Here is a 26,991-nt window from a genome sequence, read left to right as displayed (position 1 = left end):
CAGGAGCAAGACCGTGAAGATTCTGATTGTTGAAGACGAGCCCAAGGCTGGCGAATATTTGAGGCAAGGCTTGCGAGAAGCAGGCTACGTGGTGGACCTCGTCACCAACGGCATTGATGGGCTTCACCACGGCCTGGAGGGCGATCACGATCTGGTGGTTCTTGATGTGATGTTGCCGGGCATGGATGGGTGGCAGGTTCTCCACAACCTGCGCAGCCAGGGACGGGAGATGCCGGTGCTTTTTCTGACCGCCCGTGACCAGGTGGAAGACCGCGTCAAGGGCCTGGAGCTGGGTGCCGACGACTACCTGGTCAAGCCGTTTTCGTTTGCCGAATTGCTGGCCAGGGTTCGCACCATCCTTCGACGAGGGCGCACAGGTCTTGAGAAAACCACGCTGCAAGTTGCAGACTTGGAACTCGATCTGATGCGACGGCGGGTGACCCGATCTGGCAAGCGCATCGAACTGACGGCCAAGGAGTTCGGTCTGTTGGAGCTGCTCATGCGCCGTCATGGCGAGGTTCTGCCCCGTTCTTTGATTGCCTCGCAGGTTTGGGACGTGAATTTCGACAGCGACACCAATGTGATCGAAGTGGCCATGCGCCGCTTGCGAGCCAAAGTGGACGATGCCTTTGAACCCCGCCTGATACAAACCGTCCGAGGTATGGGCTATGTGTTGGAAGTGCCGGAGGATTCAAACTGATGCTCGGGCGACTGTCTCTGACCGCGCGACTGACCGTTTTTTACGCGCTGGTTTCGGCTGCGGTCCTGGTGGGTCTGGCCATATTGGTGGCTTTTGCGACAAGCCGGCACTTTGTTGAACTTGACCGTGACTATCTGCGGGACAAGATCCAGCTCGTTCAAAAGATCGTCGGAGAATCCCCATCGCCAGAGCAGCTGTCCAGCCGACTGGATGAACTGCTTGGCAGTCACCACGGGCTCTACATCGACCTGCGCCAAGGTGATCGTGTGGTGTATGGGAGCAAGGGCCTGATGTTTCCCCCAAGCCTGGCACCGGAAGGGTCTACCCCCACCGACTGGACTCAGGATGACCAAACCCTGCGCGGCCTTAGCTCGCGCATCGATCCTCCCCCAACTCCATCGAAAGAGCTTGGCACAGGGGCTACGCCGATCCAATTGCTGATCGCGTTGGATACCGGACATCATGTGCATTTCATGCAGATCCTGAGCCAGACGCTGGCACTTTACTCGCTGGGTGCCATCTTGGTGAGTGGCCTGTTGGGCTGGTGGGCGGCGCGCCGGGGCCTGGCGCCACTGCGCGTCATGAAAGAGCGCGCGATGACGGTCACGGCGCAGAAGTTGGACCAGCGCATGCCCGTCGAAGCCGTGCCGGTGGAATTTGCCGACCTTGCTGAAAGTCTCAACACCATGCTCGGACGCCTGCAGTCGGACTTCAGACGGCTGCAGGATTTCTCCAGCGACCTGGCGCACGAGTTGCGCACCCCGATCAACAACCTGCTGACCCAAACGCAGGTGTCGCTGGCGCAAAGAAGGGATGCAGCAGCGTACCAGGACATCCTCGCGTCCAACGCCGAAGAGTTCCAGCGACTGGCTCGAATGGTGTCCGACATGCTGTTCCTGGCCAAAACTGAACACGGTATCGAGTTGCCCCACCGGGAAGCGATTTCGCTTGATCGTGAAGTGCTGGCGTTGTTTGATTTCTACGATGCAGTCGCCGACGAAAAACACATCCGCTTGGTGATCACTGGCCAAGCCCAGATCACCGGAGACCGATTGATGGTCCGCCGGGCCATCAGCAACCTGCTGTCGAACGCACTCAGGCATTCGCCTGCAGATGCCGAAGTCCTGGTTTCCATCAAAGAGAGGGCAGGCGAAGCCACCCTGTGCATCACCAACAGCGGGATGACCATCGCTCCTGAGGTCTTGCCGCGCTTGTTCGATCGCTTCTTCCGAGTGGACAAATCGCGCAGTCATCCAGAATCTGATGGTACTGGCCTGGGCCTGTCGATCACCCAAGCCATCATGGCGGCTCACGGAGGTTCTGTTTCCGTATCGTCTAGCAAAGGTAATACAAGCTTTTGTCTTTCATTTCAACATGTTCAACCTTATTCTCAAGTGGGCGCATAGGCAACACCATCCAGGCCGTTCGGTCTGACGTGTCTCCGTCAAGACTGGCTTTGATTCCTGCCGTGTGTTCGATGTTTGACTGATTGCAAATCAATGTGATAGCCTAGAAACGTGTTCAGCCTTCGGGCACCACGCAGCGTCTCAACTCTTGAAAGTCGCACGGTCTGACCCCCAAAGTCAGATTCAGAGTTTTTGTCTTTTGTAAAACCCGGTCGGGAAGAAATTGCTTCCCGACTTGGCCTTACGGCCGGGCGAGGGTTTGCGTTTCTCTCGATCTTCCTCTTGGAGATCTTTGAAATGAACGCAACTACTCAAACCAACCACTTCAATCTGCACGTGTCCGGCATCGGTTACCTCAACCGTGTTCGCTGGGTTCAACCGAAGCAGGCAGGTCGTAAAGCTCAGCCTTTCCTCGCATGCAGCGTGTCTGCCTTGCGTGGCAATGCCGAGTCTCCCGATTACACCTACCTCGATTTGCGTGTGTCGGGCCAGGAAGCTGCTGAGCTGGTCGAGAAATGCATGGAAGACGTGGATCAAAACCGCAAGGTTGTGATCTCGTTCAAGGTCGGGGACATTTACCCGCACATGTACGAACGCGATGTGAAGGTGGACGGTCGCAAGACCGGTGAAAAGGAAATGGCGTGCCTCATCAAAGGTCGCCTGCTCTTGATCAACACCATCACCATTGACGGCGAGCGCGTTTACACGCGCCAAACCGAAGATGACGCTGACGCAACCAATCCTGATGGACTTCCTGAAGCCTCGCAAGAGGTTGACGGTCCTTCGGAGGAAGAAGGCCAGCAGACGCCTGAAGCAGAAGAAGCACCTCCACCTGTTGCCCAGGCTCCTCTGGAACAACGTCGGCGTGAAGTGCCCTCTCAGCAGATGGCGCGGCCCTCGTTCTCGCGAGCCCGTCAAGGTGTTCGTGACACGGTTCCTGCCTAAGCTGTAGCCCAACTGAAACCCTCGCATCGCTTCGGCGGCCGAGGGTTTTTTCATGCATTTTTTTTGTTCAACCCACGCGGCACCGAGATACCGCGCCGGGTGCGGGGTGTCTCCGATTGCGTTTTTTTATTGGAGATATCTCATGGCAACCACATACAACTCAGCCGTTCTCGACTTCCGCCGCTTCGGCTATCTGGCATACGTTTACAGCGGAACACGCCTGGAGCTGGAGGTCTTGCAATCAAGGGCTGGCTTCTATGTCGGAACCGTTCGCGATGACATGCCCTGTTCGCGCGAGTCGAACGAGTACTACCTGTCGAATGAGGCCGCGCTGGAAGCGATGGTGAAAGACACCTGGACCCAGAAAGTCGCGCCATGACCGCTCACGCAGTCAACGGCAAGCCCACTGGGTATCAGGTGTTGATTCAGGAAGCCACGGGTGTGACCGAACTCGATCACATCGAGCGCATCGAGGACACCCTGCGCAACGCGATTTTTCACAGCACCCTGGACTGGCAAATGCGAGAGCAGCTTGAACAGGGTGCTCGTGAAGCCCTGCAAATCATCACCCTCGTCTGAACGACGAATTTTCAACCAACCCCTCGTGCCATCAGGCCGGGGGGTTTTCTTTTGGGACAACGGAAATGAAAACACTCACATCCACCTTGGGCTACTGGCTCAAGAAACTTGGTATTCATCGTGGTGCACCGCGCCTTTGGTTTGAAACGAATCGATTGGGATCAGCGGGCCTCGTGCCAGGAAGTCGCTTTGACGTGGTTGCCCTGCAGAACGGGATCAAGCTGGTCGCAAAGCCCGATGGGCAATATGCGGTCTGCAGCAAAGTGCGCAACGGTCGGTGCCTCCCGGTCATCGACATCAACAGCCGTGAGGCCTTGGCCCCACTGAGTGGACAAGAGGTGGTGCGTGTGGTCGTGAGGCTGGACGGCATCTTCGTCTTGCGAGCTGCATCGGAGCAGGCCAAAGCCGAGCGGATCGAGCGCTTGCGTGCCAAGCTCGCTGCCGGCGAGCAGCTGGCCAGTGCGAGCATTGCCCACGGCGCTGGTGTGTTGTCGAATGCTGCACACACCGGCTTCTCGGATGCTGGGATCGAGCTGGACATGAAAGTGCTCTGCGAAATCGACGCGGGTTACGTTGAACAGTCATTGAGCTGCAATCCGGTCAGTGCAAACACCGTTCCGCTTTGCGCACCCATTCAGGAGCTGGTGCAGGACGAATGGCTGATGCGGCAGGTGCCACGGGTTGAGGTGCTGGAAATGGGCTTGCCTTGTTCGGGCGCATCACGGGCCGGTAAGGCCAAGCGTGGGCTTTCCATGATGGAGGAGCACCCCGAGGTCGGGCACTTGATCTACGCCGCGCTGGCGTTGATCCAGAAGCTGCAGCCAGCGGCCATCGTGCTGGAAAACGTTGAAGACTACCGGGTCAGTGCTTCCGCGCAGATCCTGCGGTCGCAGCTTAGGGACATGGGGTATCAGGTTCGCGAGCACGTATTGCGTGCCCGCGACTTCGGTTCCCTTGAAAACCGTGTGCGTTGGGCCCTTGTGGCCACAACAGACGGTCTGCAGCCATTGGATGTCGTGCCGGTTGACAAGGTGCCTGATAGCGTTCGACTGGGAGCGCTGCTCGATGACATCGAACCTGACGCGGCCTGCTGGTCAACCATGTGCTATCTGAAAGAGAAAGCCACGCGGGACAAGTTGGAGGGGAAGGGGTTTGCCATGCAACTGGTGAACCCCTTGTCCACCAGCGTGCCCACGATCCGCAAGTCGTACAACAAGGGCGGTTCAACCGACCCTTTTGTGCAGCACCCGACAGATCCAGAGCTGATGCGGAAGTTGACGCCAACGGAGCATGCACGGATCAAGGGCGTCCCCCTCAACCTGGTGCACGGCCTGTCGGCGACAACGGCCCATGAGGTTCTGGGTCAGGGGATTGCCTATGCACCCTTCCGGGCGCTCTTCCGTGAGCTTGCAAGCCGGTTTCTGAGGCTCAGGGAGTGTGGCCCGGTCTGTGTTGGCGGCAATGAAGCAATGGCTCGACTGGCTGGCGCCATTGGGTAGGCCGATCAACACTGCCTCCATATTTTTTCCTTTTGGCAAAGGGAGGCAGTGCTCCGACTTCTGAACTTTTGCATTCGCTTCAAAGCGAATGCAAATGGTGCTGCGACAAGCACACAATTTCACGCTGTTGTTGTATCCTCAAGACTTTCCGGGCGTTTACCTGCATCGCTTTGAAGAGCAGGAGCCAGGCTTGCCTGGCATATGAGACACGTCAACCCCTGAAGCGTGGACGCTCTTTCGGGAGCTGGGGTTTCTGTACGCATTGGTCCCCTCGCTGATGCACACTTCGATGCCAGACCAGTGCAACGCTGCCGGGTCGGAAGCCTGTCAGTGCTGTCGAAACTTAGAAACGCCGGCCTGATCACTCGGGTCGGTCGTTTCTCCCCCTCCTTATTTATTTCAACCCTGTCGGGATGCACATCCCGGCAAGGTGCTGGTGCGTGTTCCTGACTTTTTTCAGGAGCATTCCATGATCAAGTGCAATGGCACGCTGCGGATCAAAAAAATCCGCCAAAGCCGCAACGGCGCATTTTGTATCGCCGACCTGAGCACCGATTTCGGTGAGTTCAAGGTCAAGGACCCTCTGCTCGACCAGTTCGAGGAGGGGGAGTACCAGGGCACGGTCTGGATCAGCGAGATCTACCTCTCGCAGTACATCTCCTATGGCAAAGCAGTCACCGAGCTTCGAGCCCGGCTGCAGGATCTGCACATCGATTCAGAAGACCGCAAAACGGTGCGCCAGGTCGAGCACAGCGAGCCTGACCCGCTCGATGAGGTGCCGACGCCTCAAGTCCCCAAAAAACCAGCTCCAGTTCCAGAGAAACGCTCTGACTGGGCGTCCGTGAAAAGCAACAAGCTCAAGAAGCCTTCTGCTCCTAGTCAACCGGCCGAGGAACAGGATGCCGGCGGCGCTTCCAAAAATGATGCCACTGCGCAAGCCAGCGCCTCGGGCAACATTGAACTCTTTGGTCAGGAACTGGCTGCTCTGATCGATCAACACCAGGTCGTCAAGCTGGACTCGACCGTCGACCGCATACTGCTGCGAAACCAAGCTGCAGCGCTGCGGGCCAAAGGCTTTGCCTTTGACGCCAAACAACAAGTCTGGATTTTCCAGACGTCATAAAGAGTGTTCGTCAGCCCGCTTCGGTGGGCTGTTCATTGGGAGCCCACCCAATGAACAGCCCATCGCCCCACATGGGGAACGGGCAGCAACGCGAATCTGGGTGGCTGCAACCTCATGTGCAGCAGCTTTGCGGCTTGAGCGGCAGGGGGGACGCAAACCTCCAGCCTGACTCCCGCGCCTTTCTTTGATCGTCTCGGCCCCCGCTTTTCGGCGATCCACGCCTGCCAAAGTTCTGGCAAAGCGTGAGGGGGTATGCGTACAATAAAAGTTGAAACTGGAATTCAGATGGGTTCCCTCAGGTGCCAGAAGAAGGCGGTTGAGGGAAACCATTTGACCAAACTAAAAATGGTTTCAAGGCGCGTTCAACTCTGAAAACGCGCGCAGCGGGCAACCGCTGGAGTTTTATGTCTTTCATCAACCCCCTGGGGACTCTCACGTCCCCATCGGGGTCGGGGCGTCTCCATTTTTTGGAGTCAACCATGTCCCATGTATCCCCCCAAGCCCGGCGTGAGTTCAATGCCGTTTTCGCAGACTGGCTTTCTCACGCCAGCACTGAGGAAATGGAGCAACTCGATGCCTTGCTAGCGAAGTACTCGACTCACCAAGTTCGGTCCATGCTGACGTTCATTCGTGAATGTTCGGCGGACACGACCCGGTTTGCGGAGCTTCCTGGCAATTTGCGGACACGTCTGCAAGCAGGGAATTGGCCGCAGGGCGGGTCCGCCTTGCAAGCCGCTTGAGTTCGGCCCAGGCAGCAATGCCATCGGGCTCTTCGACAAGTCTGGCCACCTCAGCATCAAAGCTGGGTTGGCCACCTTCAATCAATGTCAGTTGCGGCACTTCTTTCATGAATCGAGTGTCGCAGGTTTGTTCACATGAGGCTCAGGATGAACACCTTTGATCCGCAGCAAGTTTTGAAAATCACGGTGGATGTGCCTGCAGATAAGCAGGAGCAGTTTCACCGGCTGTGGGAGCGAATCCTCAACGATGAGGCTGATCCCTTCAATCTTCAGGTCCATGCCGCCCAGAAGCTCCGTGAGGACATCAAGGCTGAAGGTGGTGCGGCACTGAAACGGCTGTACGTGATAGCTAACGGTGATACCGGCCAGTCTGGTGTTGTCGCTCGTTTCTTGGCTGGCCTGTACAACGGGACGAGATTTCAATTTGATCTCACCGATTTTCGAAGGCTGGATGACGCTCTGTTTGAGGACTGCATGGCATTGCTCCGCATGGATGCAAGGCACTGCGTTCAGGAGGTCCACACGTACTTCGAAGACGGCGGGCGCAAGTGGGAACAGATGATCAGCGACTGGAACATGGACAAGAAAGCCACGAGCTGACAGACCGGTATAGTTTTTTCAACCCACCAGGGGATCTCGATCCCCGGTGGGGCGGGGTGTCTCCTGGTTTTCATTTATCAGGAGCACACCATGGCAATTTCCACAGCAGCATTCGAGAGCGAGATTTGCAATTTGCAGAGTGAAGTTCACCAAGTCCTCATCGGCGCGGTGAGGTCTCAGGATGCGAATGCAGCCAAGAGGCTCGAAACGATGAGGGGGATCACCACGCAGGACTGGCAAACCGCCGCTCGTGCGATGTTGATGGCCCGCAAAACGTCGGTTTTGGGTGCGTTGTCCGACAGCGGCCTTGAGGCGGTGGCGTTCGGTCATATTGACGTTCGTGAGTCGCTCTTTTGGGCGATTGGCGTGGCGGACGAACATGCAGCTCAGCGGATCGTGCAAGAGATTGCAGCTCGGCGGCTGAACCTGGACATCGACGAGCACGCTTCCGCGCTTCACAGCATGGAGACGGGCCTCGTGCACGATGCTTTGCTCGAAGCCTATGTGACGGGCGCCAACAGCCGTTGCGTCTGAACTTTTAAACCAACCCGGACGGGAACAACCGTCCGGGTGTTTCCTCGGGGACTTTTCTTCAAGGAGACGCTCATGGCGTTGATGTTTTTTCGCTTGGCCAACAACTATGTGAAGGCCGGTTACTTTCCCACCGATGAGGACACGCTTTCTCGCATCCAGTGCGCGATTGCACCCAGCAGCGCCGATGGCTTGATTCGAATCTGCGACCCGTGCTGCGGCACAGGCGCAGCGCTTGCAGACATGGCCCAGTTTTTGACCGACTACCAGCCGGGCGAAGCGCGCCCGAGCAGAGTTGAAACACTCGGGGTGGAGTTCGACAAGGAACGCGCATGGGAGGCCAAAAAGCTCCTCAACCGCGTGATCCATGCCGACATCCACGACGTGGTGATCAAACCGCGGTCACTGAGCCTGCTGTTCTTGAACCCGCCCTACGGCTTCGGCGTTTCCGACTCGGCCAACATAGACCGCAACATCACCGATGGCGGTGACAAGGCAGAGCGGCTGGAGCGGACCTTCCTCAAGAAGACCGCATCAACCCTGATGCCTGGCGGCGTGCTGGTCTACATCGTTCCGTTCTACGCGCTCGATGAAGAGATCAGGACTTACCTGGCGAGGCATTTCAAAGACCTGCGGTTCTACATGGCACCAGAGAAACAGTTTCAACAGTGCGTCATCTTTGGTGTGAAGGTCAAACCGACCTACCCCCGAAAAGACGTGTTGGAGATGCTGACGAAGGCCCAGGCCGGTGAACTCAAGGACCAGGTGCTTCCGCTGGAGTGGAGTGAAGACCCGTACTTCCTTCCCGTGGCCACCGACGATGAGTTTGACTTCCGGGCCGTTCGCATCGATGGTGAGCAGCTGGTGTACGAACTCACACGGTACGAGCACAGCCTGCTGTGGTCGGGATTTGATCGACACTTCAACCAAGCGCGGGCCAGCCATCGGCGGCCGCTGCGTGAACTGAGCCGCTGGCATCTGGCGCTTGCGCTCGCTGCAGGCCAGGTCCGGGGGATGATCAAGTCCAAGAGTGGTCGGTCGTTTCTGATCAAAGGCGATACTTTCAAGCGAAAGCAGCGAACGGTGAGCATGGAGACAGACGAGAAGGGCAACGTGCGGCAAACCGTGACGATGCTCGACAAGTTTGTACCGGTCATTTCGGCCATTGAATTCACGCCTGGTCCTGACAAGGGCCGCATCGTGAAAATCAGTTGATCAGGTTTCCCGCCATAACGATGAAAGATCAAAAATGACAACCTGGAATGTGCATTGTGAAGGTCGGTTCCTGGGGACCGTTGAAGAAGACGGAGAGGAGTCGGCCAGGTGTGCGGCACTCTCCAAATTCGCGTTGACGGCAGAGGAGGCCGACGCTCTTGATGAAAAAGGACTCCCGATTCTGGGCATTGCTCCAGACTGGGGTTTCGACGTGACGCCGGCCTGAACGCGGCAGTCAAAAACGGGGCGGTCAAACGCCTCGTGGAACCCAGATGGGTTCCCTCAGGTGACCTGGTGCGGGGAATGCACAGGCGATTGAGGGAAACCATTTGATCTAACCAAAAGATGGTTTCGAGGCGCGTTCAACTCTGAAAACGTGCCCGACAGCACCCGCTGTCGGAGTTCCTGTAATCACCACCAACCCGTGGGGCATCGAGTCCCTGCGGGGGGCCGTGCTTCACACATTTATGGAGAAGCACATGGCCACGGTCATCGACTTGAAAGAACTGCAACGGCTCCCGGATCGGGAACTGCTGCAGCATGTCCTCGGAGAGGACGTCTGGGAACACATCACCAGTTTGGCGCACGCTTTCGGGCTGCAGCTGGGGGATGAAGCGAGCAACACCACCGGGAGCGGAAGCTACCGGCTCATGTGTGCCCGTGAACTGCTCAGCCGAGCGTTGGTCGAGCACTTGCAGGGCAAGCCGACACTGGGCAATCCGACTGCGGTCCAGGAATTCCTGCGGCTGAAGATCGGGGGTCTTTCCTACGAGTGTTTCTGGGTGCTGTTCATCGACTCCCAGAACCGCTTGATCCGCGCGGAAGAGATGTTCCGTGGAACGCTGACGCAGACCTCGGTCTACCCGCGAGAAATCGTCAAACGGGCGCTGCAGCTCAATGCGGCCGCAGTGATCCTCAGTCACAACCACCCCTCTGGGGTGAGCGAGCCTTCAAGAGCCGACGAGAACCTGACCAACATTCTGAAAGCGGGTCTCTCTCTGGTGGACATTCGCGTGCTCGATCACATCATCGTGGGCGATGCACAGACCTCATCCATGGCAGCGATGGGTTTGATGTAAGCCGTTCCAGCCTGCTGAGCACAGGCGTCAAGTTCCTTTTTTTTAGCCCTGCGGGCCATCCCGCTGGGGGTGGTTCGCTCCCTTTTTTCAAACAGGAGAAATCACCATGAACCACATTGAAACCCGCCTCCATCGCGACCGCGACGGCTGGCACGCCACCTCAAACCTGGACCTGGCTGACAACCGTCTGCTTCAGATTCGCACCTACAAAAGCACGTCGGGCGGCGCACTTCGCACCAATGCCACCGTGCACACCAAGACAGGCGATGGTGGGCTTCGGCACATCATGGGCTTCGGATCTGCTGGTGGGGACTTCTCGGAAACACTGGTCGCATCGAAACCAGCGCGTGTCACCGAGAAGGTGGTCACTGCTCAACATGAAAGCGTGTTGAAAACCTTGCCCGGTGTGCTCGCTGCGGTGGAAGCCCACTACGTTAAAACGCCAGCGATCGCACTGCCGATCTGACCTCATCACCACCCTGCGGGAACCTCACCCGCAAGGGTGATGGCTTCCCGCTCAATCTTTGAACTGGAGGCTTACATGTATCGGATCGAGGAGTTCTCAGAAATCTGGGCAGACGCCTGCTTGCGCAACAGCGACGGCCGGTTGATGTTCTTGTCGTACTACGGACGCGATGGATCTGTCATGCAGTTCCTCGCGTCCCTTGAGCTGGGACATACCGAGCGTGGTCTGAACCGTTTCCACCTGGTGGGCGCGGACGGGCAGCGACATCCGGTGGAGGTCTCAGGTACGGAACGGCTGGGCAAGCACGCTGCGCGGTTGCCAAGGCAAAACCTGTTTGGGCCGTTGACCCACAACTGGATCTACGACAAGACCCTGCAGAGCCCTGATCGGGCCAACAGGATCGCCTGGGTCATGCATCGACCGGGTGATGCGGCCCGGTGTGCCCCGGACGAGGTGAACACCTTGTACGACAAGGCATGGCAGGTGATGTCGGATTTGTCACCGGTCGCTCTTCTGGACCATTGGCGAGAGCCATGTCTGGACTGGTGCCGTGAAAAGCGAGCAGTCGAGCTGCTGGACCACCCTGTGTATCCAGCGCTCGGTCAGGTGATGGCCATGCGGGTCAGCCTGAGTGACCACTTTGTGCAATTCGTCAGCGATGGCGTGCGCAGCGGCCTCCTGGAGGCCTGATTTCGTCAGACCCCTAACCAAGGGGCGACACCGATGAAAAGCGGCCTAGGCCGCAGATTTTTAGCAACCCGCAGGGACTCATGGCCCTGCGGGGCCGGGTCTCTGCAATTTCTGGAGAGACCGATGAGCGACGTAGCCAACATGGATGTGGTCGGCGAGACCACGTTGAACAGTGACACAGACATGCCGCTGGAGGTGGAAACACCCAGCGAAAGCGGCGCAGGCGAAGGGTTTGGCGAAAACATGCGGCTGGCAGACTTCATCGACGAGTTCGGTGACGGTCTGCTGTCACAGGTCAAGTCACAGAACCCAGCCATCTTTGATCCCGAGCTGGACGAGGGCACGGCGGTGCACCAGCGACGCCAGGCCATCATGGATGGCCTCAAACGCCAGGCGTTCAAGGCACAGGCCGACGCGGTGCAAGCTTCAGTCAAGCTGCTGGTGGACCATAACCAACCTGCGGTGGTGATCAACGCGGAGATGGGCACTGGAAAAACCATGATGGCGATCTGCGCCGCAGCGGTGATGCAGGCCACCCACCCGCGCACCTTGATCATCGCGCCACCCCACCTGGTCTACAAGTGGCGGCGCGAAATCCTGGAGACGGTGCCGGGTGCCAAGGTCTGGATACTGAACGGGCCTGACACCCTGAGAAAGTTGCTTCAACTGCGCTCGATGCTGGGTCTCAAAACCACCCAGCCCGAGTTCTTTGTGCTCGGTCGCGTTCGCATGCGGATGGGCTTTCACTGGAAGGCATCGTTCATCACCAAGAAGACCATGCTGGAAGGCCAGGTCTTCGAGGGGGCGGCGTGTCCCGACTGTGGATCGTTCATCTGCGTAGACGACGGGGAAGGGCATTCCATGCCTGTCTCACCAGCGTATGCCCAACTCACCTTGGGTGACCGCCGGCGGCGATGTGAGTCTGAAACCGCAGATGGCAAAAAGTGTGGTGCGGCCCTGTGGACCCTGATCCGCTCCGGCCGCGCCATTGAATCCATGCACGACCTGGTGCTCGGAGCCTTGAAGCAGATGCCCACCATCGGTGAGAAGACAGCCACCAAGCTGCTCAACACCTTTGGCGAGAAGATGCTGGGCTCAATGCTGGGTGACAACGTTTACGAGTTCCTCAACCTGATGGACGAGAACGGCGACCTGGTTTTTTCGGATCGGCAGGCCACGCGCATGGAGCGCAGCCTGGCCAACTTTGAGTTCAGCATCGGAGAGGGCGGATACCAGCCCACCGAGTTCATCAAACGCTACCTGCCTCGGAACTTTTTCGGGCTGCTGGTGGTGGATGAAGGGCACGAGTACAAGAACGAGGGTTCTGCTCAAGGGCAGGCCATGGGTGTGCTGGCCAGCCAGTGTCAAAAGACGCTGCTGTTGACCGGAACGCTCATGGGCGGCTATGCCGACGATCTGTTTCACCTGCTGTGGCGTTTGAACCCCGGCGCCATGATCGAAGACGGTTTCAAGCCGTCCAAGTCGGGCTCCATGGGCAATGCCGCCATGAACTTCATGCGAGAGCACGGTGTTCTGAAGGATGTCTACAAGGAGTCGAGCGAAAGCTCCCACCGCACGGCCAAGGGAAAGACCCTGACCGTGAGAACCAGCAAGGCACCAGGCTTCGGCCCGGTTGGCATCATGCGCTACGTGCTCCCGAGCACGGTGTTCCTGAAGCTCAAAGACATTGGCCAGAAGGTGTTGCCGCCTTACGAGGAGCGCTTCATCGACGTGGCCATGACGCCCACACAACAAGCTGCTTACGACGCGATGTCGCGCAGCCTTGTGAAGACCTTGAAGCAGGCGCTGGCACTGAAGGACAGCACCCTCCTGGGGGTGGTCATGAACGTGCTGCTGGCTTGGCCAGATTGCTGTTTTCGGATGGAGGTGGTTCGCCACCCCCGCACGAAGGCACTGCTGTACAGCCAGGCGGCTATCTTCGAGGAGGGTGAAACCAGCCCGAAGGAGGCCGAGCTGTTGCGGATCTGCAAGGAGGAGAAGGCCGACGGCCGTCGTGTCTTGGCCTACTCGGTCTATACGGGCACCCGTGACACCACCGCCAGGCTCAAGACCCAGCTGGAGGCCAACGGTCTCAAGGTGGCGGTGCTGCGTGCCAGTGTGGATGCTTCAAGGCGGGAGGACTGGGTCGCTGACCAGGTGGAGCGCGGGATCGACGTACTGATCTGCAATCCCGAGCTGGTGAAAACCGGGCTGGATCTGCTGGAGTTCCCCACCATCGTGTTCATGCAGTCGGGCTACAACGTCTACACCGTCCAACAAGCGGCGCGGCGCTCCTGGCGGATTGGGCAGAAGTTGGCGGTAAAGGTGCTCTTCCTGGGTTACGCCGGCAGCTCGCAGATGGAGTGCCTGCGGTTGATGGCCAAGAAGATCGCGGTGTCGCAGTCCACTTCGGGCGACATGCCCGACAGTGGCCTGGACGTTCTCAACGACGCCGGCGACAGTCTGGAAGTGGCGCTGGCCAAGAAGCTGTTGAGCGAGGTCTGACTCCACAGGGGTCTTGAAGAAAAAAAGCCCGAACCTATCCGGTTCGGGCTTTTTTTTGCTTAAGTTGACAGTGGTCATTTTAGCCGCACGACTTTTTCCGTCCACAATTTTGCTGGTAAGCAGAAATCAGGAGGGAGGAATGAATCCATCACAAGTGTTGGAGGCATATCTGTTTCATTTAAGACATGAAAGAGGTCTGTCGGCCAATTCGTTACTTGCAACAATCCAAGCACAGCGCACATGGGAAGCATGGCTACAGAAGGAGGCATATCGCAGAACTTGGATGCAGGCAACGCCACAGGATCTGCAGAGATTTCTTCGTTCGCGCGCGCACCTCACTGATCAAACCAACGGAGTGACCCGTTGGCATCTGAGAAGCCTGTATCAATGGTTACAGCGTGAAGGTCACGCCCTGGCCAATTTAGCGCTTTCATTAGAAACAAAAGCACGATCACCTCGGATCAGTCATCTTCGGTACATTCCAACACCAGCCGAGGTCCATAGAATGCTTCAGCTTCCTGACAAGACCTCTTTAAACGGTATACAGGATCGTGTGATGTTGGAGTTGCTTTACGCCACGGGTGTGAGAGCAATAGAACTGTTGACAACACAGCTTCATTGCGTGTGGCCTAGCGAGAGAAAAGCAGCCGTTCAGGGCAAAGGTGGAAAAGAGCGCTTGGTTGTGATGAACGACACGGCTGCTCATTGGTTGCAGCTGTATATCAAAGGCATTCACCCCATTTTGATACGTCGTCGAAGAATCGCACGCCTTCCAACCCAAGGTGACAGGTACTTGTTTCCCTCAGTTCAAAATGCCGGGGCATTGACCTACAGCGTTCTAAGAAGACGTGTCAAAAAATACGCGGAGGAGGCCGGCATTCCAATGCTGACACCACATGGACTCAGGCATGCGTTCGCAACCCATCTCTATCAAGGCGGAGCTGATCTCAGGAGTATTCAGCTGTTGCTAGGTCATGAAAATCTATCGACAACGACAATCTACACCCAGGCCTTGACGAACTACCTCAAGGATCTGATAGAGAAGCATCATCCGAGAGGCGAACGGTTTGTTTTGCACCGATCCTGTAGGCAGCGAGATGATCCGGTCGGATTGGGTAGAACTAACAGCGCCAGACCCTAGGCCGTCGACACCAGAAGCCGTGTAGCTACGCCCTGCTTGAGACAGAGATATGGCAGATTGGAGTTGACGACTTCGGCTAGCGCGGGACACACATGCGCGCAGGAAGGTCTTGAGGAGGCACGTGCGTTGTTGTTGAAGGCCTCTTGCCCCTCAAGCCACTTGAGGTCCTACTGTCTCGGTGTGGGCGTCGTGCCCATGCATTGGAGACTCGACATGAAACCTTGGAAAGCTGCGCTGGGCGTGGGTGCTGCATGTGCCGCCTGCTGTGCGGTTCCCCTTCTGGGCGGCGCTGCCGCACTCACCATCGGATCAGCCAGTCTGGGTGCCGCCGGGGCGGCCCTGCTGGCTCGCGCCGACGAGTTCGCACCGCTGGCATGGGTACTGCTTGGACTCGCAGCCATGGGAACGGGCGTCGTCCTGTGGCGCAGGACGCGGCAACGCCGGACCTACTGTGTACCCGGCGAATGCCGTTGACTAGGATGGCGGCATGAACGCAAGACTCTCCATCGGCTTCGTCGCCCGGCAGACCGGCTGCACAGTGCCCACCATCCGGTACTACGAAGAGATCGGCCTGCTGCCGCCGGCCGGCCGTACCGAAGCTGGTCAGCGGCAGTTCGACGAACGGACTATCCGCCGCCTCGGGTTCATCCGACGTTGCAGGGACTTCGGGTTTTCGATTGAACAGGTGCGCGAACTGGTGGGCCTGGTCGACGAATCGGATCGGCCCTGTGCCGAGGTGCGCGATATCGCGGCGACGCACCTCGTCGAAGTCCGGCGTAAATTGGACGAACTTAAGGCGCTGGAGGCCAGCCTGAGTGCGTTCGTCTGCAGTTGCGAATCGGCCTGCGTCGGCGGGCCTGCAGTCGATTGCACGATTCTGGAAGACTTGGCGGCCTCTGAGAGGCGGGCTCAGGGACGTGAGTACAGAGAAAGCTGTTGCCCCTCCTGAAGCCATCAGCAAAGAGGCGCTGACCTTTCTGTATTTTCTGGACCCGCTCAACCAGTCCCGAGCAGAAGGAGATTGGTTGCGTGGCGCGTTGTCGACGTTCAAGCCCTGACACGATAGCTCGCGCCAGGGGGAATCAGTGCGCACAACACGCCGATATTGAAGAAATCAGACCGGTCAGCGCGGCTGATAGGCAATGATCCCCATGCCCGCCAAAGCAACAGCCACGCCCGCCACATCCCAAAGCGATGGACGCACACCGTCCACCGCCCACAGCCAGACGATTGCCATGCTGATGTACACGCCGCCATAGGCCGCGTACACCCGCCCCGAAGCGGCGTCGTGCAGGGTTAGAAGCCAGGCAAATAACGCCAGACTCGCCGCAGCGGGCAGCAGCAGCCACGATGACCCGCCCTGGCGCAGCCACAGCCAGGGCAGATAACAGCCCACGATTTCGGCCAGCGCGGTGGCTAGGTACAGCAACAGAGTTTTCATCGCAACTTAAGTTGGTGGTCTCAGGCATGGCAGGCACACGCTTCGCCATGCGCGGCAGCCACCAGTTCCTTGAGGATGCCGCAGTCGGCGCCGTCTTCATCACAACGACCGCAGCTGGCCTTGAGCAGCAACAACTGCTTTTCAAGCGCACGCATGCTCTTGAGCCGCGCCCGCACCTTTTCGATCTGCTCCTGCACCAACCGGTCCACATCCGGGTGCGGCTCGCCCGGTGCGTCCAGCGCGCCCAGCAGTCGGCGGATGTCGGCCAGTGGCATCTCCAGTGCGCGGCAGTGGCGGATGAAGGCCAGGCGCTCTAGGTGGGTGCTTGCGTAGTCGCGGTAGCCGTTGTCCTGTCGGGCCGGCTCCGGCAGGAGGCCTTGCTTTTCGTAGTAACGGATGGTGTCTACGTCCACGCCTGTGGCTTCGGCCAGTTCCTTGATGCGCATGGGGTTTCTCCTGTCGATAGAACTGAGGGCTTGACTCTGGAGCCGCTCCAGGGTTTTCAATACCCCTATTCTGATCCTGTAGGAGTTTCCATGTCGGCCCGCTGTTCTGAACCCGACCGCCCCCCATCGACTCGCAAGTGCGGGAACGCGGAGCATCGCCATGAGCCATCTCAAGTTCATGATCATCAACATGCCCACGAACAGGACGGGGCTGCTGCTTGCTGTGCGCCCGCTCCAATCTCCCTCGAAACACTCAGTGCTCCCCAGCTCACCTCCGACGGCGTGCGCACGGCCATCCGCATCCTGCAGATGGACTGTCCGACCGAAGAAGCGCTGATCCGCAAAAAGCTCGACCCGATGACCGAGGTTCGGCAAATGGACTTCAACCTTGTGCAGCGGGTTCTGACTGTGGTGCACGCACCCGGTGCGCTGGACCCGGTACTGGAAGCGGTGCGCTCGCTGGGGTTTCAGCCCGAACTGGTTGAAGCAGGTGCCGCACGTACTCCTGCCCACCAAACCCGAAAGCCCTGGTGGCCGCTGGCGCTGGCGGGCGCCGCAGCCATCGCCTCAGAAGCTGCAGACTGGGCCGGACTTCCTGACACCCTTGTGGCTGCGTTGGCCCTTGTGGCTGTATTGGGGTCAGGTCTAACCACTTACAAGAAGGGCTGGGTGGCCATTCGCAATGGCAATCTCAACATCAATGCGCTGATGAGTATCGCTGTCACCGGTGCGTTGGCGCTGGGTCAATGGCCTGAGGCGGCCATGGTGATGGTGCTGTTCACGATCGCCGAGCTCATCGAGGCAAAGTCCCTTGATCGGGCCCGCAACGCCATCGAAGGACTGATGCGTCTGACGCCGGAGCAAGCGACGGTGCAGCAGAACGACGGAAGCTGGCAGTCTGTCGAAGCCCAGTCTGTGGCGGTGGGCAGTTTGGTGCGGGTGCGACCGGGTGAACGCATCGCGCTGGATGGCAGCATCATCAGCGGACGTTCTACGGTCAACCAGGCACCCATCACGGGCGAAAGCCTGCCTGTTGACAAGGCCGTTGGCGACGCTGTATTTGCCGGCACCATCAATGAATCCGGCTCGTTCGAGTACCGCGTCACGGCCGCAGCAGGCAACAGCACGCTGGCGCGCATCATTCACGCGGTCGAAGAGGCGCAGGGCGCCCGGGCGCCCACACAGCGGTTTGTCGACCAGTTTGCCCGCATCTACACGCCCGTGGTGTTTGCCATCGCCTTGGCCGTGGCGGTGCTGCCCCCGCTGTTGATGGGCGGAGCCTGGCAGGACTGGATCTACAAGGCACTGGTGCTGCTTGTCATTGCCTGCCCCTGTGCCCTCGTGATCTCGACACCTGTGACCATCGTCAGTGGTCTGGCTGCCGCAGCCCGGCAAGGTGTGCTGATCAAGGGAGGGGTGTATCTGGAAGAAGGGCGCAAGCTGCGGTGGCTGGCCCTGGACAAGACCGGCACGATTACGTACGGCAAACCAGTACAGACCGATTTTGCGCGGCTTGACGACTTGGACGAGGCGAGGTGTCTGCAACTGGCTGCCAGCCTTGCGGGTCGCTCGGATCACCCGGTTTCCCAAGCCGTGGCGGCTTCGGCGAATGCCCAGGGTGTCGAACGAGAGGCCGTGGACAACTTTGAGGCCTTGCCCGGTCGCGGTGTGAAGGGTGTTATCGGTGGCACGGTTTACCACTTGGGAAATCACAGACTCGTCCACGAACTGGGCTTGTGCACCCCGGACCTGGAAAATCGGCTCGATACGATGGAACGGCAAGGCAAGACAGTGGTCATGCTGGCCGACGAACAGCGGGAGCGGGTGCTGGCCCTGTTCGCTGTGGCCGACACCGTGAAGGAAAGCAGTCGGGCCGCTATTGATGAACTGCATCGCCTGGGTGTACGGACCGTGATGTTGACCGGCGACAACGCGCACACCGCCGAGGCGATCGCCATACAAGTGGGCATAGACCAGGCGCATGGCAACCAGTTGCCCGAAGACAAGCTGCGCGTGATCGAAAGTCTTGGCCGCGAAGGAGTGGTCGGCATGGTCGGTGACGGCATCAACGACGCTCCTGCGCTGGCCCGCTCAGACATCGGGTTCGCCATGGGCGCCATGGGCTCTGACACGGCCATCGAGACAGCCGACGTTGCCTTGATGGACGACGATCTGCGGAAGATCGCCACCTTTATCCGACTGTCCAAAACCACTCACACGGTGCTGGTGCAGAACATCACGCTGGCGTTGGGCATCAAAGCCGTGTTTCTTGTGCTCACCCTCATGGGGCTTGGCACCATGTGGATGGCCGTTTTCGCTGATGTGGGTGCCAGTCTGCTGGTTGTTGGCAATGGACTGCGCTTGCTGCGCCGCTGAAAGGAACCAACATGGGCATTTTCGACCAACCATTTGGCGACCACCATGGCCCACGGCGCCATGGGAACCACGGCCACGGATACGAATATGAACACCAAGACCATGCCCACTGAACCCACGACGACGGTAGCTTTCGACCCGGGCACCTTCGAGCGGCTGCACCGGGCCTACCGCCGGATCGACCCCGGCGACCCGGCCCAGGCTTGGCATCTGCTCGAAGCCCTGCATGTGCTCGGACAGACACGGCTGGTCCCGCATGCGCGGACACACGGACTCATGCTGGCGCTGGCCTGGCGAACGCGGAACCTGGCCGAGGTGAATGGTCAACTGTTGCGGCTGCTGCTGGTGCCGCTGGGGCACCTGCTGGGCCGGCTACCGCTAGGCAACACCGGGCGTTCGCACGTGGGGGCGTTTCGGCCCATGCAGGTCGCTCCGGAATTGTTGGCCACCATTCGCGCACATCAGCGACCGCCGACTCTCTGAACAACCTGCGGGCTGCCCGGGTCAACCGATCTCTATTGCTTTCTTCACCCTACAATCCACCCTTGATGCGTGCCTGCCTGTTTGCCCTGTTGCTGATGTTCTGCCTGCCCCTGCAGTGGGCCGGCGCAGCCTCGGGCGCGCCTTGTGCGCACGAACCCTGTGCGCCCCTGCACGCCAGCGCGGCCGATGTCTCGTCGCAGGTTGACGCCGCCGACCACGCCGGTGAGTCCCATGCTCAGCACCCGCACTGCGGAAGCTGCCACGCTGGCGCCCTGGCCCTGCTGGCCAGCGTGCCCTTTTCCATGAGCGACACCCGCACCCGGACGCAAGCGAAGTCGCGTTCCTGGACCGAGGGCCTGTTCGTCGAGCGGCCCGAACGGCCGCAATGGACCACCCTGGCCTGACCAGGGTTCGGCTTCTTTGGCGGCGCCCATTGCCGCCACACTCCCCCCGATCCCTGTGAAGCGTGCCAGCCCTCGCGGCTGGTGATGTCCGTTCTTTCAGGGTCTTTTCATGTCTGTATCTCCCTGGCGGGGTCGTCCCCGTCTGGCCTGGCTCATCGCCGTGGCCCTTCTCCTGGCGCTGGACCAACTGAGCAAAGCCTGGTTTGCCAGCACCATTGCGCTGGGCACAGCCATCGAGGTCACGACCTGGTTCAACCTGGTCCATGTGCTCAACACCGGTGCCGCGTTTTCACTGCTGGCCGATGCCGGGGGCTGGCAGCGGGTGTTCTTCATCGTCATCGGCTTCGTGGTGGTCGTTCCCATCACTTTCGTCTGCCTGGCTCGCCAGGTGGCGCCGCTCGACCGCGTGGCGGGTGCTCTGCTTGTGGCGGGTGGCGGTGGCAACCTCATCGACCGCATTGCCAGCGGGGCGGTCACCGACTTCCTCGACCTGCACTGGCGCGGTCTGCATTGGCCGGCATTCAACCTGGCCGATGTGTTCATCGTTCTGGCGGCGGGCGCCTGGATTCTGATGTCCTTTCGCCCTTCGGTTGCAACCTCAGGGAACCCGTCATGACCCGGCCCTGGACCCTGCTGCTGCTGGCCTGGCTGGTCGCCACCGCCGCCACCTTGGGTGCGCTGTTTATCGGTGAGGTCATGGGCATGACGCCCTGCGTTCTGTGCTGGTACCAGCGCATCTTCATGTTCCCCATCGCCATCATCCTCGGAATCGCCTGCTTCACCGATGACCGACGGGGTGCCGTCTATGGCCTCGCCCTGGCGCTGGGCGGGCTGGCCATGGCCGGGTATCACACCCTGTTGGTCGCAGGTCTGATTCCCAAGGCCTGGGTGCCTTGCAGTGCCGGGGTGTCTTGCGCAGACCAAAAGCTTGAAATTCTCAACGGCGTCCAGATCCCCTGGCTATCACTGGCCGCGTTCATGGCGCTGGCATTCCTTCTCATTGCCTACCTCAGAAAGTCCTCCCGATGAACTCCAAAAAAATTACCGTCTCTGTTCTGGTTGTGGCCGTCCTGGTCTTCTTTTTTCTGGGCATGAATGCGTACCAGAAACGTGTCCAGAACTCGCAGGCCGAGAAGGTCAATCAGGTGGTCAGAGAGTCAAGCAGTCAGCCGGTCGGTCAGTCACCCATTCAGGCAGAAAACCGTCTGGTCCGCTTCCATTCGCCTGTCTTTGGTCCGCGAAGCGCGCCGGTCACCATCGTCGAGTTTTTTGACCCGGCCTGTGAGACCTGCCGGGCGTTCTACCCCATCGTCAAAGACATCCTCAAGCAATACCCGAACGATGTGCGCCTGGTGATCCGGTATGCCCCCTTCCATGCAGGCTCCGATCAGGTGGTCAAGCTGTTGGAGGCGGCCAAACTACAGGACAAATACCTTCCCGTGCTGGAGTCGGTGTTGGATGACCAGCCGCAATGGGCCGACCACGGCAAGCCCAACCTCGATCTGGCCTATAGCGCAGCTCAAGAGGCCGGTTTGGACATCGTCAAAGCACAGGCCGACGCAAAGTCACCAGCCATCGAAGCGGTTTTGAATCAGGACATCGAGGATCTGACTGCTCTGGAAGTGACCAAGACGCCGACGTTTTTCGTCAATGGTCGTGGGCTGCCGTCTTTTGGCGATCAGCAGTTGAAAGCACTGGTGGCCGAAGAAGTGGCCAAAGCCAGGAAGTGACATGAGCAAGCATTCTTCATCCGGCTCGGCAACTCCATGCACCGACCGTCGGCGTTTGGTGCAATTGGCACTTGCTTGTGCGGCCGGAGGCCCTGCGCTGGTGGCCTGCTCACCAAAAGTCACCTCTTTCAAAAGCACCGACGTGACCGGAGCCGCCTTTGCAAAAGATCTCAGGCTCAAGGACCACCACGGCACCCTGAGGACGATGGCGGACTTCAAGGGCAAGATCGTGGTCGTCTTCTTCGGTTTCACGCAGTGTCCGGATGTCTGCCCCACCTCCATGACCACCATGGCGGAAGTCAAGCGCCTGCTGGGTACCCCGGGCGAGCGGCTGCAGGTAGTTTTCATCACGGTGGACCCCGAGCGAGACACTCAGCCGCTGCTCAAGGAGTACATGGCGAACTTCGACCCGAGCTTCATTGCATTGCGGCCCGAGCCCGACGAACTCAAGGGCGTCGCATCGGACTTCAAGATCTACTTCAAGAAGGTCCCAGGATCGACGCCGACGTCCTACACCATGGACCATTCGGCGGGCAAGTACATCTTCGACACCGAAGGTCGGGTGCGGTTGTTCTCTGCCTACGGAACCGATGCCGCCACGATCGCGTCGGACATCAAGACCCTTTTGTCCACTGCCTGAGGCGCTTCAAGCCTTGACAAAGCCACCGACTGCCCTGACATGAATCCAGCTAAATTGGTCCGTTTGACAACACTGATCCAACACCACCGGCAGCCTGTGCTGTTGGCTATGGGCGCCTTGATGCTAGGCACGGGGGTCGTGGCCTTTGGCGTCTCACCGGCGTTGCCCGACGCGGCCCAGTGGCCCGTTCGGCAAGTGGTGGAGACCCTGAATGCGTCTCTTGCGGTGCCTGAACCGACGGCGACGAACCCCGAGTTTCTGATTCACCAATCACAACTCACCCGCCGCGACGACTCCCTCCAGGCCTTGCTCAAACGACTCGGTGTCGATGATCGCGATGCTCAATCCTTTCTCGCGAGTGACGCTACATCGCGCTTGTTGCTGACGGGCGCGTCCGGCAAGCTAGCGTCTGTCACCAGAACCCCGGAAGGACGCCTGAAAACACTGTCGGTGCGCTGGGTGGACGCGAACAGCCAGCGCGTCAGTCGGCTTGTGGTGGAAGTGCGGGACGGCGGGCAGGACGGCGGATACACCTCCCGGCTCGAACAGCCGACGCCAAGACGACTGGAGCAGTTCGGTTCGATCACGATTCGCTCCTCGTTCTACGCGGCCACCGATCAGGCCGGCATTCCGGATGCCGTCGCGGCGCAGACGGTCGAGGCCTTCTCCGGTGACCTTGACTTTCAGCGCGATCTGCAGCGCGGTGCGCGTGTCAGCCTGGTCTATGAAGCTTTCGAGCTGGATGGAGAAGTCCTGTTCACGGGTCAGTTACACGGCGCAGAGATCCAGAATGGCAAAGAGACTCACCAAGCCATGTGGTTCCAGGAGGCAGGCAAGGCAGGCGAGTTCGTCAGCCTGGATGGTTCGAGTCAGCGGCGCGCGTACCTGGCCTCACCCTTGGCGTTTTCCAGGGTCACCAGCTCATACGGGCCTCGCATCCACCCGGTGTTCGGGGGGCAAAAAGCCCACAAGGGAACCGACTACGGCGCTCCGGCTGGAACCCCGATCCGGACCGTGGCCGACGGTGTGGTGAGCTTCTCTGGCCAACAAGGTGGCTATGGCAACTACGTCGTGATTCAACACCCCGACAAGGCCGCCACCGCCTACGCGCACCTGGGCAGCATCGCCGTCCGCTTGGGGCAACACGTGCAGCAAGGCCAGACCATCGGCACTGTCGGCTCGACCGGGACGGCGACGGGCCCAAATCTGCACTTTGAATACCTCGTCAGGGGCGTTCGGACCAACCCGTCCACGATCACAAATGCTCCGTCATCCTCGACCGCCGTGGTTGCGAACTTGCCCTCCTTCAAACAGGAGGCAAAGGCCATGCGGGAACAACTCGGCGTGGCCGCTTCTGTTTCCCTGGCCAACGCACAGTGATCCAACGGAGCGAACCCATTCCCCTGACCAACTGACACGTGACTCTGACCTCCGATTTGTCCCCGACCCGGCGAGCGCTGCTCTCGCGTACCGTACTGGCGGCCACGTCGCTTGTTGTTCCGTTCGGACAGGCCAGTGGCCAACCCGCCAGAAGTCCATTGAACGGTGCAGCCGTGTTGACCGGCTCCTTGCGCTCGTCACCAGAAGCGCGACTGATTGCGGTCTACCACGCCATTGCGGCCGGGGATCGGCAAGCTCTGCCACTGGCGGCATCGCTGGTGCGGGATGTGCCGGGTTTCCAACTGGGCCAGCTCGTCTACGCAGACCTTCTGCTCTCCCGCAGCGGGTCGTTCCCAGGCCTTATCACGGTGACGGATGGACCCCCTGAAGTACGAGAACAACTGCAGAAGCTGCGTGCTGAGGCCAACCGGCGTTTGAACTCTCTCAGTGAAATGCCCCCGCCCGGCACCGTTCCCGAACAGTTGCTGCAGCTTGCGCCAAATGTTCAGCATGTGGTGGTGGTGGACGCCAGTCATTCAAGGGTCTATGTCTTTGAACACCAGGCCAGCGGTCTGCAGCTGATTCGCAGTTTCTACGCATCCGTCGGGCGGGCGGGGTTCGATAAGCAGGTGGAGGGCGATCTGCGCACGCCGCTAGGCATTTACCACATCACCAGCCGGCTGGACGACCAGCAGGTCGAAGAGCTGTACGGCATCGGCGCGCTTCCGTTGAACTACCCGAACGAGCACGACCGCCGAATGGGACGAACTGGCAGCGGCATCTGGTTGCATGGCGTGCCACGCGTCTCTTATGCGCGCAGCCCATACGCCACCGAAGGTTGTGTGGCCTTGGCCAACGACGACATGGCCTACCTCATGCGAGAACTGGAGCCACGTCGCACGCCAGTCATCATTGCCCATGAGGTCAAGTGGGTCAAGCCGGACGCACTTTCTGCTCACAGAGCGGAGTTCCGCGAGGTCCTTTCCCGGTGGACGGAAGCGAGATCGCACGGCGACCGAGCGATGCTCCAGGCCCTGTCCACTAGAGATTTCCAGTCGGACGACGGGGTCCGAGAGCGGCCACTCAAAACGCTGTTGGGAGCTGGAACGCCAACACCCCGGAACCGGCGCATCGATCTCAAGGAGGTGTCGATCTTTCGCTGGAAGCGAGGCACCGAGGTCACGGTGGTCAACTTTGCTGAGGTCGTGGCGGGCGAGACGCGCGGTGTGGTCAAGCGCCAATATTGGGGCAAGGAACAAGAAGCCTGGAAGCTGTTTTACGAAGGTGTTATTGGCTGAACAGCGCCAGTCATGCCTCAGCTCAATGAGACCACACTCAACCTTGGCCAGGCGTTTGCCTGGAGTTGGAGTTGACCCACTAACGTGGACGGTTATCGGTTTGATTCTCAAACCGAATACATCCGCAAATTGAACGAGTACCTCACAAAGAGCTTGACACTGTAGTTGGTACAGGGTTTGAAATGCCCGTAGCTAGCAAAGACCCATGGACAAACACCACCCCCACGAAAAAGCGCCAATGCCCACCGCGCAACACGACCACGGAGCGTGTTGCGGGACTGATCATGTCGCAGTTGCCCGGCCGGACCCCACAGACAGTTCATCTTGTTGTGAGCCTGCGACTCACGCTCATCCTGATTCGGTGAGCGTTGAATCGGTGGTGGCGCCGAACACCTTTCGCATTTCGACGATGGACTGCACGGTCGAAGAGTCGGAAATTCGCAGCGCAGTGGAGCCCATTCCTGGAATTCGCGGTTTGCACTTCCGCCTTCCTCAACGGACGCTGCGCATCGACGGGACCGATGAGGCGGTCACCGCCGCGTTGACCGCCATCCGCCGAGCGGGCTTCGCGCCCGAAGCCGTGACGGCTTCAGCGGGCCCTGAGGCCACGGACCATGGTTCGCACGACCACGCATCGGGCACTGGCACCAGCTACGCACGGTTCGCTGCCGCGCTGATGTTTGCCATAGTTGCAGAAGGCATCTCCTTCTTCGCCCCCGAAACCATGGCCTGGAAAGCGGTGGGCATGGCGGTCGCTGCCCTCGCCATCGGGTTGGCAGGTCTGGAAACCTATTCCAAAGGCCTGATCGCACTTCGACACGGCAAGCTCAATATCAATGCCCTCATGTCGGTTGCCGTCACGGGCGCATTCGTCATTGGCCAGTGGCCTGAAGCCGCCATGGTGATGGCCCTCTATGCCATCGCGGAGCTCATCGAGCAACGCGCGGTCGATCGCGCCCGAAACGCCATCAAGGGCCTGGTTGACCTCGCGCCCGATGATGCCGAAATCCAGCAGACTGACGGGAGCTGGCGCCGCATCAAGGCGACCGATGTGGCGCTCGACTCGGTTGCACGGGTCAAACCAGGCGAGCGGGTCGCGTTTGACGGCATCGTCACCAAAGGCAACAGCAGCATCAACCAAGCCCCCGTCACGGGCGAGAGCATTCCTGTAGACAAAGAGCCAGGCAGTTCGGTCTTCGCAGGCACGATCAATGAAAACGGTGAACTCGAATTCCGCGTGACTGCGGCGTCGAGCAACTCCACCCTGGCCCGCATCATCCACGCGGTGGAGGAAGCGCAAGGCACCCGGGCGCCTACCCAGCGTTTCGTGGATCGCTTCGCGTCCATTTACACGCCAGTCGTCTTTGTCATGGCCTTGGCGGTCGCTGTGGTGCCACCATTGTTACTCGACTGGGCTTGGCTAACGGCGATCTACAAGGCGCTCGTGCTGCTGGTGATTGCATGTCCTTGCGCGTTGGTGATTTCGACTCCTGTCACCGTGGTGAGCGGCCTGGCAGCCGCGGCGCGCCGAGGCATTCTCATCAAGGGAGGCACCTACCTGGAAGATGCCCGCC

30 protein-coding genes are annotated in these 26,991 nt (G+C 59.5%); 27 read left to right on the top strand and 3 right to left on the bottom strand.

The genetic code is table 11. From position 1 onward, the window contains the following. The first annotated feature begins 13 nt into the window (after nucleotides 1–13). From IV088_RS00245 to IV088_RS00215, 7 genes are all read left to right on the top strand, one after another. On the top strand, nucleotides 14–700 hold the full coding sequence (locus IV088_RS00245) for a heavy metal response regulator transcription factor (RefSeq protein ID WP_291096468.1): 687 nt from the start codon (nucleotides 14–16) through the stop codon (nucleotides 698–700). After that, complete coding sequence (locus tag IV088_RS00240; protein ID WP_291096467.1) at nucleotides 700–2,106, top strand: heavy metal sensor histidine kinase; 1,407 nt, start codon at nucleotides 700–702, stop codon at nucleotides 2,104–2,106. Before IV088_RS00245 ends, IV088_RS00240 begins: the two co-directional genes overlap by 1 nt. A gap of 282 nt (nucleotides 2,107–2,388) precedes the next feature. After that, nucleotides 2,389–3,051, top strand: coding sequence for a DUF3577 domain-containing protein (locus tag IV088_RS00235; RefSeq protein WP_291096466.1), 663 nt, complete (start codon nucleotides 2,389–2,391; stop codon nucleotides 3,049–3,051). Nucleotides 3,052–3,193: 142 nt separating this feature from the next. Beyond that, nucleotides 3,194–3,430, top strand: a complete 237-nt coding sequence (locus IV088_RS00230) for a hypothetical protein (RefSeq protein WP_291096465.1) — start codon at nucleotides 3,194–3,196, stop codon at nucleotides 3,428–3,430. After that, nucleotides 3,427–3,630 carry a hypothetical protein gene (locus IV088_RS00225; protein ID WP_291096462.1) on the top strand — a complete coding sequence of 68 codons (204 nt, stop codon included), beginning with the start codon at nucleotides 3,427–3,429 and terminating at the stop codon, nucleotides 3,628–3,630. The genes IV088_RS00230 and IV088_RS00225 overlap by 4 nt, the downstream gene beginning before the upstream one ends. 65 nt (nucleotides 3,631–3,695) lie before the next feature. Further along, nucleotides 3,696–5,129 (top strand): DNA cytosine methyltransferase, encoded by a 1,434-nt coding sequence (locus tag IV088_RS00220; protein ID WP_291096460.1) that lies wholly within the window; start codon nucleotides 3,696–3,698, stop codon nucleotides 5,127–5,129. Between the two features lie 469 nt (nucleotides 5,130–5,598). Continuing rightward, entirely contained in the window at nucleotides 5,599–6,252 is a 654-nt protein-coding gene (locus IV088_RS00215) for a DUF3275 family protein (RefSeq protein WP_291096458.1), read from the top strand. Between the two features lie 624 nt (nucleotides 6,253–6,876). Here the strand turns inward: IV088_RS00215 and IV088_RS00210 are convergent. Beyond that, entirely contained in the window at nucleotides 6,877–7,101 is a 225-nt protein-coding gene (locus tag IV088_RS00210; RefSeq protein WP_291096456.1) for a hypothetical protein, read from the bottom strand. A 38-nt stretch (nucleotides 7,102–7,139) separates the two neighbouring features. On the opposite strand from IV088_RS00210, the gene IV088_RS00205 reads away from it, so the two are divergent. The 10 genes from IV088_RS00205 (at nucleotide 7,140) to IV088_RS00160 (ending at nucleotide 16,168) form a co-directional block, all read left to right on the top strand. After that, nucleotides 7,140–7,592, top strand: a complete 453-nt coding sequence (locus IV088_RS00205; protein ID WP_291096454.1) for a hypothetical protein — start codon at nucleotides 7,140–7,142, stop codon at nucleotides 7,590–7,592. Between the two features lie 90 nt (nucleotides 7,593–7,682). Then, nucleotides 7,683–8,126 (top strand): hypothetical protein, encoded by a 444-nt coding sequence (locus IV088_RS00200; protein WP_291096452.1) that lies wholly within the window; start codon nucleotides 7,683–7,685, stop codon nucleotides 8,124–8,126. Nucleotides 8,127–8,162: 36 nt separating this feature from the next. Then, on the top strand, nucleotides 8,163–9,338 hold the full coding sequence (locus IV088_RS00195; protein WP_291096450.1) for a DUF6094 domain-containing protein: 1,176 nt from the start codon (nucleotides 8,163–8,165) through the stop codon (nucleotides 9,336–9,338). 34 nt (nucleotides 9,339–9,372) lie between these two features. Continuing rightward, complete coding sequence (locus IV088_RS00190) at nucleotides 9,373–9,564, top strand: hypothetical protein (protein ID WP_291096448.1); 192 nt, start codon at nucleotides 9,373–9,375, stop codon at nucleotides 9,562–9,564. 253 nt (nucleotides 9,565–9,817) lie between these two features. Then, the gene (locus IV088_RS00185; protein ID WP_291096446.1) at nucleotides 9,818–10,417 is read left to right on the top strand and encodes a RadC family protein; all 600 of its coding nucleotides are present in this window, start codon (nucleotides 9,818–9,820) and stop codon (nucleotides 10,415–10,417) included. Nucleotides 10,418–10,523: 106 nt separating this feature from the next. Then, entirely contained in the window at nucleotides 10,524–10,883 is a 360-nt protein-coding gene (locus tag IV088_RS00180) for a hypothetical protein (protein WP_291096445.1), read from the top strand. Between the two features lie 75 nt (nucleotides 10,884–10,958). After that, a complete protein-coding gene (locus tag IV088_RS00175; RefSeq protein ID WP_291096443.1) occupies nucleotides 10,959–11,573 on the top strand; it encodes a hypothetical protein in 615 nt (204 codons plus the stop codon). Nucleotides 11,574–11,756: 183 nt separating this feature from the next. After that, on the top strand, nucleotides 11,757–14,078 hold the full coding sequence (locus IV088_RS00170) for a DEAD/DEAH box helicase (RefSeq protein ID WP_291097060.1): 2,322 nt from the start codon (nucleotides 11,757–11,759) through the stop codon (nucleotides 14,076–14,078). A 139-nt stretch (nucleotides 14,079–14,217) separates the two neighbouring features. Next, entirely contained in the window at nucleotides 14,218–15,219 is a 1,002-nt protein-coding gene (locus tag IV088_RS00165; RefSeq protein ID WP_291096441.1) for a tyrosine-type recombinase/integrase, read from the top strand. Between the two features lie 487 nt (nucleotides 15,220–15,706). Further along, entirely contained in the window at nucleotides 15,707–16,168 is a 462-nt protein-coding gene (locus tag IV088_RS00160) for a helix-turn-helix domain-containing protein (RefSeq protein WP_291096439.1), read from the top strand. Between the two features lie 174 nt (nucleotides 16,169–16,342). Here the strand turns inward: IV088_RS00160 and IV088_RS00155 are convergent, their stop codons facing one another. Together IV088_RS00155 and IV088_RS00150 are read right to left on the bottom strand one after the other, a co-directional pair. Continuing rightward, nucleotides 16,343–16,660, bottom strand: coding sequence for a YnfA family protein (locus tag IV088_RS00155; protein ID WP_291096437.1), 318 nt, complete (start codon nucleotides 16,658–16,660; stop codon nucleotides 16,343–16,345). A 20-nt stretch (nucleotides 16,661–16,680) separates the two neighbouring features. Continuing rightward, the gene (locus tag IV088_RS00150) at nucleotides 16,681–17,106 is read right to left on the bottom strand and encodes a Cd(II)/Pb(II)-responsive transcriptional regulator (RefSeq protein ID WP_291096434.1); all 426 of its coding nucleotides are present in this window, start codon (nucleotides 17,104–17,106) and stop codon (nucleotides 16,681–16,683) included. A 309-nt stretch (nucleotides 17,107–17,415) separates the two neighbouring features. On the opposite strand from IV088_RS00150, the gene IV088_RS00145 reads away from it, so the two are divergent. The 10 genes from IV088_RS00145 to IV088_RS00100 form a co-directional block, all read left to right on the top strand. Next, nucleotides 17,416–19,482 carry a heavy metal translocating P-type ATPase gene (locus IV088_RS00145; RefSeq protein ID WP_291097058.1) on the top strand — a complete coding sequence of 689 codons (2,067 nt, stop codon included), beginning with the start codon at nucleotides 17,416–17,418 and terminating at the stop codon, nucleotides 19,480–19,482. Between the two features lie 87 nt (nucleotides 19,483–19,569). Then, on the top strand, nucleotides 19,570–19,965 hold the full coding sequence (locus tag IV088_RS00140; RefSeq protein WP_291096433.1) for a DUF3703 domain-containing protein: 396 nt from the start codon (nucleotides 19,570–19,572) through the stop codon (nucleotides 19,963–19,965). Between the two features lie 65 nt (nucleotides 19,966–20,030). Further along, nucleotides 20,031–20,369 (top strand): hypothetical protein, encoded by a 339-nt coding sequence (locus IV088_RS00135; RefSeq protein WP_291096431.1) that lies wholly within the window; start codon nucleotides 20,031–20,033, stop codon nucleotides 20,367–20,369. Nucleotides 20,370–20,478: 109 nt separating this feature from the next. Next, the gene (lspA, locus tag IV088_RS00130; protein ID WP_291096429.1) at nucleotides 20,479–20,985 is read left to right on the top strand and encodes a signal peptidase II; all 507 of its coding nucleotides are present in this window, start codon (nucleotides 20,479–20,481) and stop codon (nucleotides 20,983–20,985) included. Continuing rightward, a complete protein-coding gene (locus tag IV088_RS00125; RefSeq protein WP_291096427.1) occupies nucleotides 20,982–21,398 on the top strand; it encodes a disulfide bond formation protein B in 417 nt (138 codons plus the stop codon). The genes lspA and IV088_RS00125 overlap by 4 nt, the downstream gene beginning before the upstream one ends. Further along, nucleotides 21,395–22,099: a thioredoxin domain-containing protein gene (locus IV088_RS00120; protein WP_291096425.1), complete on the top strand. Its 705-nt coding sequence runs from the start codon at nucleotides 21,395–21,397 to the stop codon at nucleotides 22,097–22,099. The genes IV088_RS00125 and IV088_RS00120 overlap by 4 nt, the downstream gene beginning before the upstream one ends. Before the next feature lies 1 nt (nucleotide 22,100). Next, a complete protein-coding gene (locus IV088_RS00115) occupies nucleotides 22,101–22,739 on the top strand; it encodes an SCO family protein (RefSeq protein WP_291096423.1) in 639 nt (212 codons plus the stop codon). Nucleotides 22,740–22,778: 39 nt separating this feature from the next. Next, nucleotides 22,779–24,119, top strand: a complete 1,341-nt coding sequence (locus IV088_RS00110) for a M23 family metallopeptidase (RefSeq protein ID WP_291096421.1) — start codon at nucleotides 22,779–22,781, stop codon at nucleotides 24,117–24,119. Nucleotides 24,120–24,157: 38 nt separating this feature from the next. Next, on the top strand, nucleotides 24,158–25,417 hold the full coding sequence (locus IV088_RS00105) for a murein L,D-transpeptidase family protein (RefSeq protein ID WP_291096419.1): 1,260 nt from the start codon (nucleotides 24,158–24,160) through the stop codon (nucleotides 25,415–25,417). Between the two features lie 409 nt (nucleotides 25,418–25,826). Next, nucleotides 25,827–26,991, top strand: a 1,165-nt coding sequence (locus IV088_RS00100; RefSeq protein WP_291097056.1) for an HAD-IC family P-type ATPase, incomplete at its 3' end; no start/stop codon positions are given.

Origin of the sequence: Hydrogenophaga sp. (genome assembly GCF_018780075.1) — a bacterium.
Lineage (GTDB): Bacteria > Pseudomonadota > Gammaproteobacteria > Burkholderiales > Burkholderiaceae_C > Hydrogenophaga.
Note: the sequence above shows the minus strand (reverse complement) of the source record. Positions and strands in the feature narration are given on the sequence as shown.

Coding starts and splice junctions, on each gene's coding strand:
- IV088_RS00240 (WP_291096467.1), top strand. CDS start 700: ATGCTCGGGCGACTGTCTCTGACCGCGCGACTGACCGTTTTTTACGCG.
- IV088_RS00230 (WP_291096465.1), top strand. CDS start 3,194: ATGGCAACCACATACAACTCAGCCGTTCTCGACTTCCGCCGCTTCGGC.
- IV088_RS00225 (WP_291096462.1), top strand. CDS start 3,427: ATGACCGCTCACGCAGTCAACGGCAAGCCCACTGGGTATCAGGTGTTG.
- IV088_RS00220 (WP_291096460.1), top strand. CDS start 3,696: ATGAAAACACTCACATCCACCTTGGGCTACTGGCTCAAGAAACTTGGT.
- IV088_RS00215 (WP_291096458.1), top strand. CDS start 5,599: ATGATCAAGTGCAATGGCACGCTGCGGATCAAAAAAATCCGCCAAAGC.
- IV088_RS00210 (WP_291096456.1), bottom strand. CDS start 7,101: ATGAAAGAAGTGCCGCAACTGACATTGATTGAAGGTGGCCAACCCAGC.
- IV088_RS00205 (WP_291096454.1), top strand. CDS start 7,140: ATGAACACCTTTGATCCGCAGCAAGTTTTGAAAATCACGGTGGATGTG.
- IV088_RS00200 (WP_291096452.1), top strand. CDS start 7,683: ATGGCAATTTCCACAGCAGCATTCGAGAGCGAGATTTGCAATTTGCAG.
- IV088_RS00190 (WP_291096448.1), top strand. CDS start 9,373: ATGACAACCTGGAATGTGCATTGTGAAGGTCGGTTCCTGGGGACCGTT.
- IV088_RS00185 (WP_291096446.1), top strand. CDS start 9,818: ATGGCCACGGTCATCGACTTGAAAGAACTGCAACGGCTCCCGGATCGG.
- IV088_RS00180 (WP_291096445.1), top strand. CDS start 10,524: ATGAACCACATTGAAACCCGCCTCCATCGCGACCGCGACGGCTGGCAC.
- IV088_RS00175 (WP_291096443.1), top strand. CDS start 10,959: ATGTATCGGATCGAGGAGTTCTCAGAAATCTGGGCAGACGCCTGCTTG.
- IV088_RS00170 (WP_291097060.1), top strand. CDS start 11,757: ATGCCGCTGGAGGTGGAAACACCCAGCGAAAGCGGCGCAGGCGAAGGG.
- IV088_RS00165 (WP_291096441.1), top strand. CDS start 14,218: ATGAATCCATCACAAGTGTTGGAGGCATATCTGTTTCATTTAAGACAT.
- IV088_RS00160 (WP_291096439.1), top strand. CDS start 15,707: ATGAACGCAAGACTCTCCATCGGCTTCGTCGCCCGGCAGACCGGCTGC.
- IV088_RS00155 (WP_291096437.1), bottom strand. CDS start 16,660: ATGAAAACTCTGTTGCTGTACCTAGCCACCGCGCTGGCCGAAATCGTG.
- IV088_RS00150 (WP_291096434.1), bottom strand. CDS start 17,106: ATGCGCATCAAGGAACTGGCCGAAGCCACAGGCGTGGACGTAGACACC.
- IV088_RS00145 (WP_291097058.1), top strand. CDS start 17,416: ATGGACTGTCCGACCGAAGAAGCGCTGATCCGCAAAAAGCTCGACCCG.
- IV088_RS00140 (WP_291096433.1), top strand. CDS start 19,570: ATGAACACCAAGACCATGCCCACTGAACCCACGACGACGGTAGCTTTC.
- IV088_RS00135 (WP_291096431.1), top strand. CDS start 20,031: ATGCGTGCCTGCCTGTTTGCCCTGTTGCTGATGTTCTGCCTGCCCCTG.
- lspA (WP_291096429.1), top strand. CDS start 20,479: ATGTCTGTATCTCCCTGGCGGGGTCGTCCCCGTCTGGCCTGGCTCATC.
- IV088_RS00125 (WP_291096427.1), top strand. CDS start 20,982: ATGACCCGGCCCTGGACCCTGCTGCTGCTGGCCTGGCTGGTCGCCACC.
- IV088_RS00120 (WP_291096425.1), top strand. CDS start 21,395: ATGAACTCCAAAAAAATTACCGTCTCTGTTCTGGTTGTGGCCGTCCTG.
- IV088_RS00115 (WP_291096423.1), top strand. CDS start 22,101: ATGAGCAAGCATTCTTCATCCGGCTCGGCAACTCCATGCACCGACCGT.
- IV088_RS00110 (WP_291096421.1), top strand. CDS start 22,779: ATGAATCCAGCTAAATTGGTCCGTTTGACAACACTGATCCAACACCAC.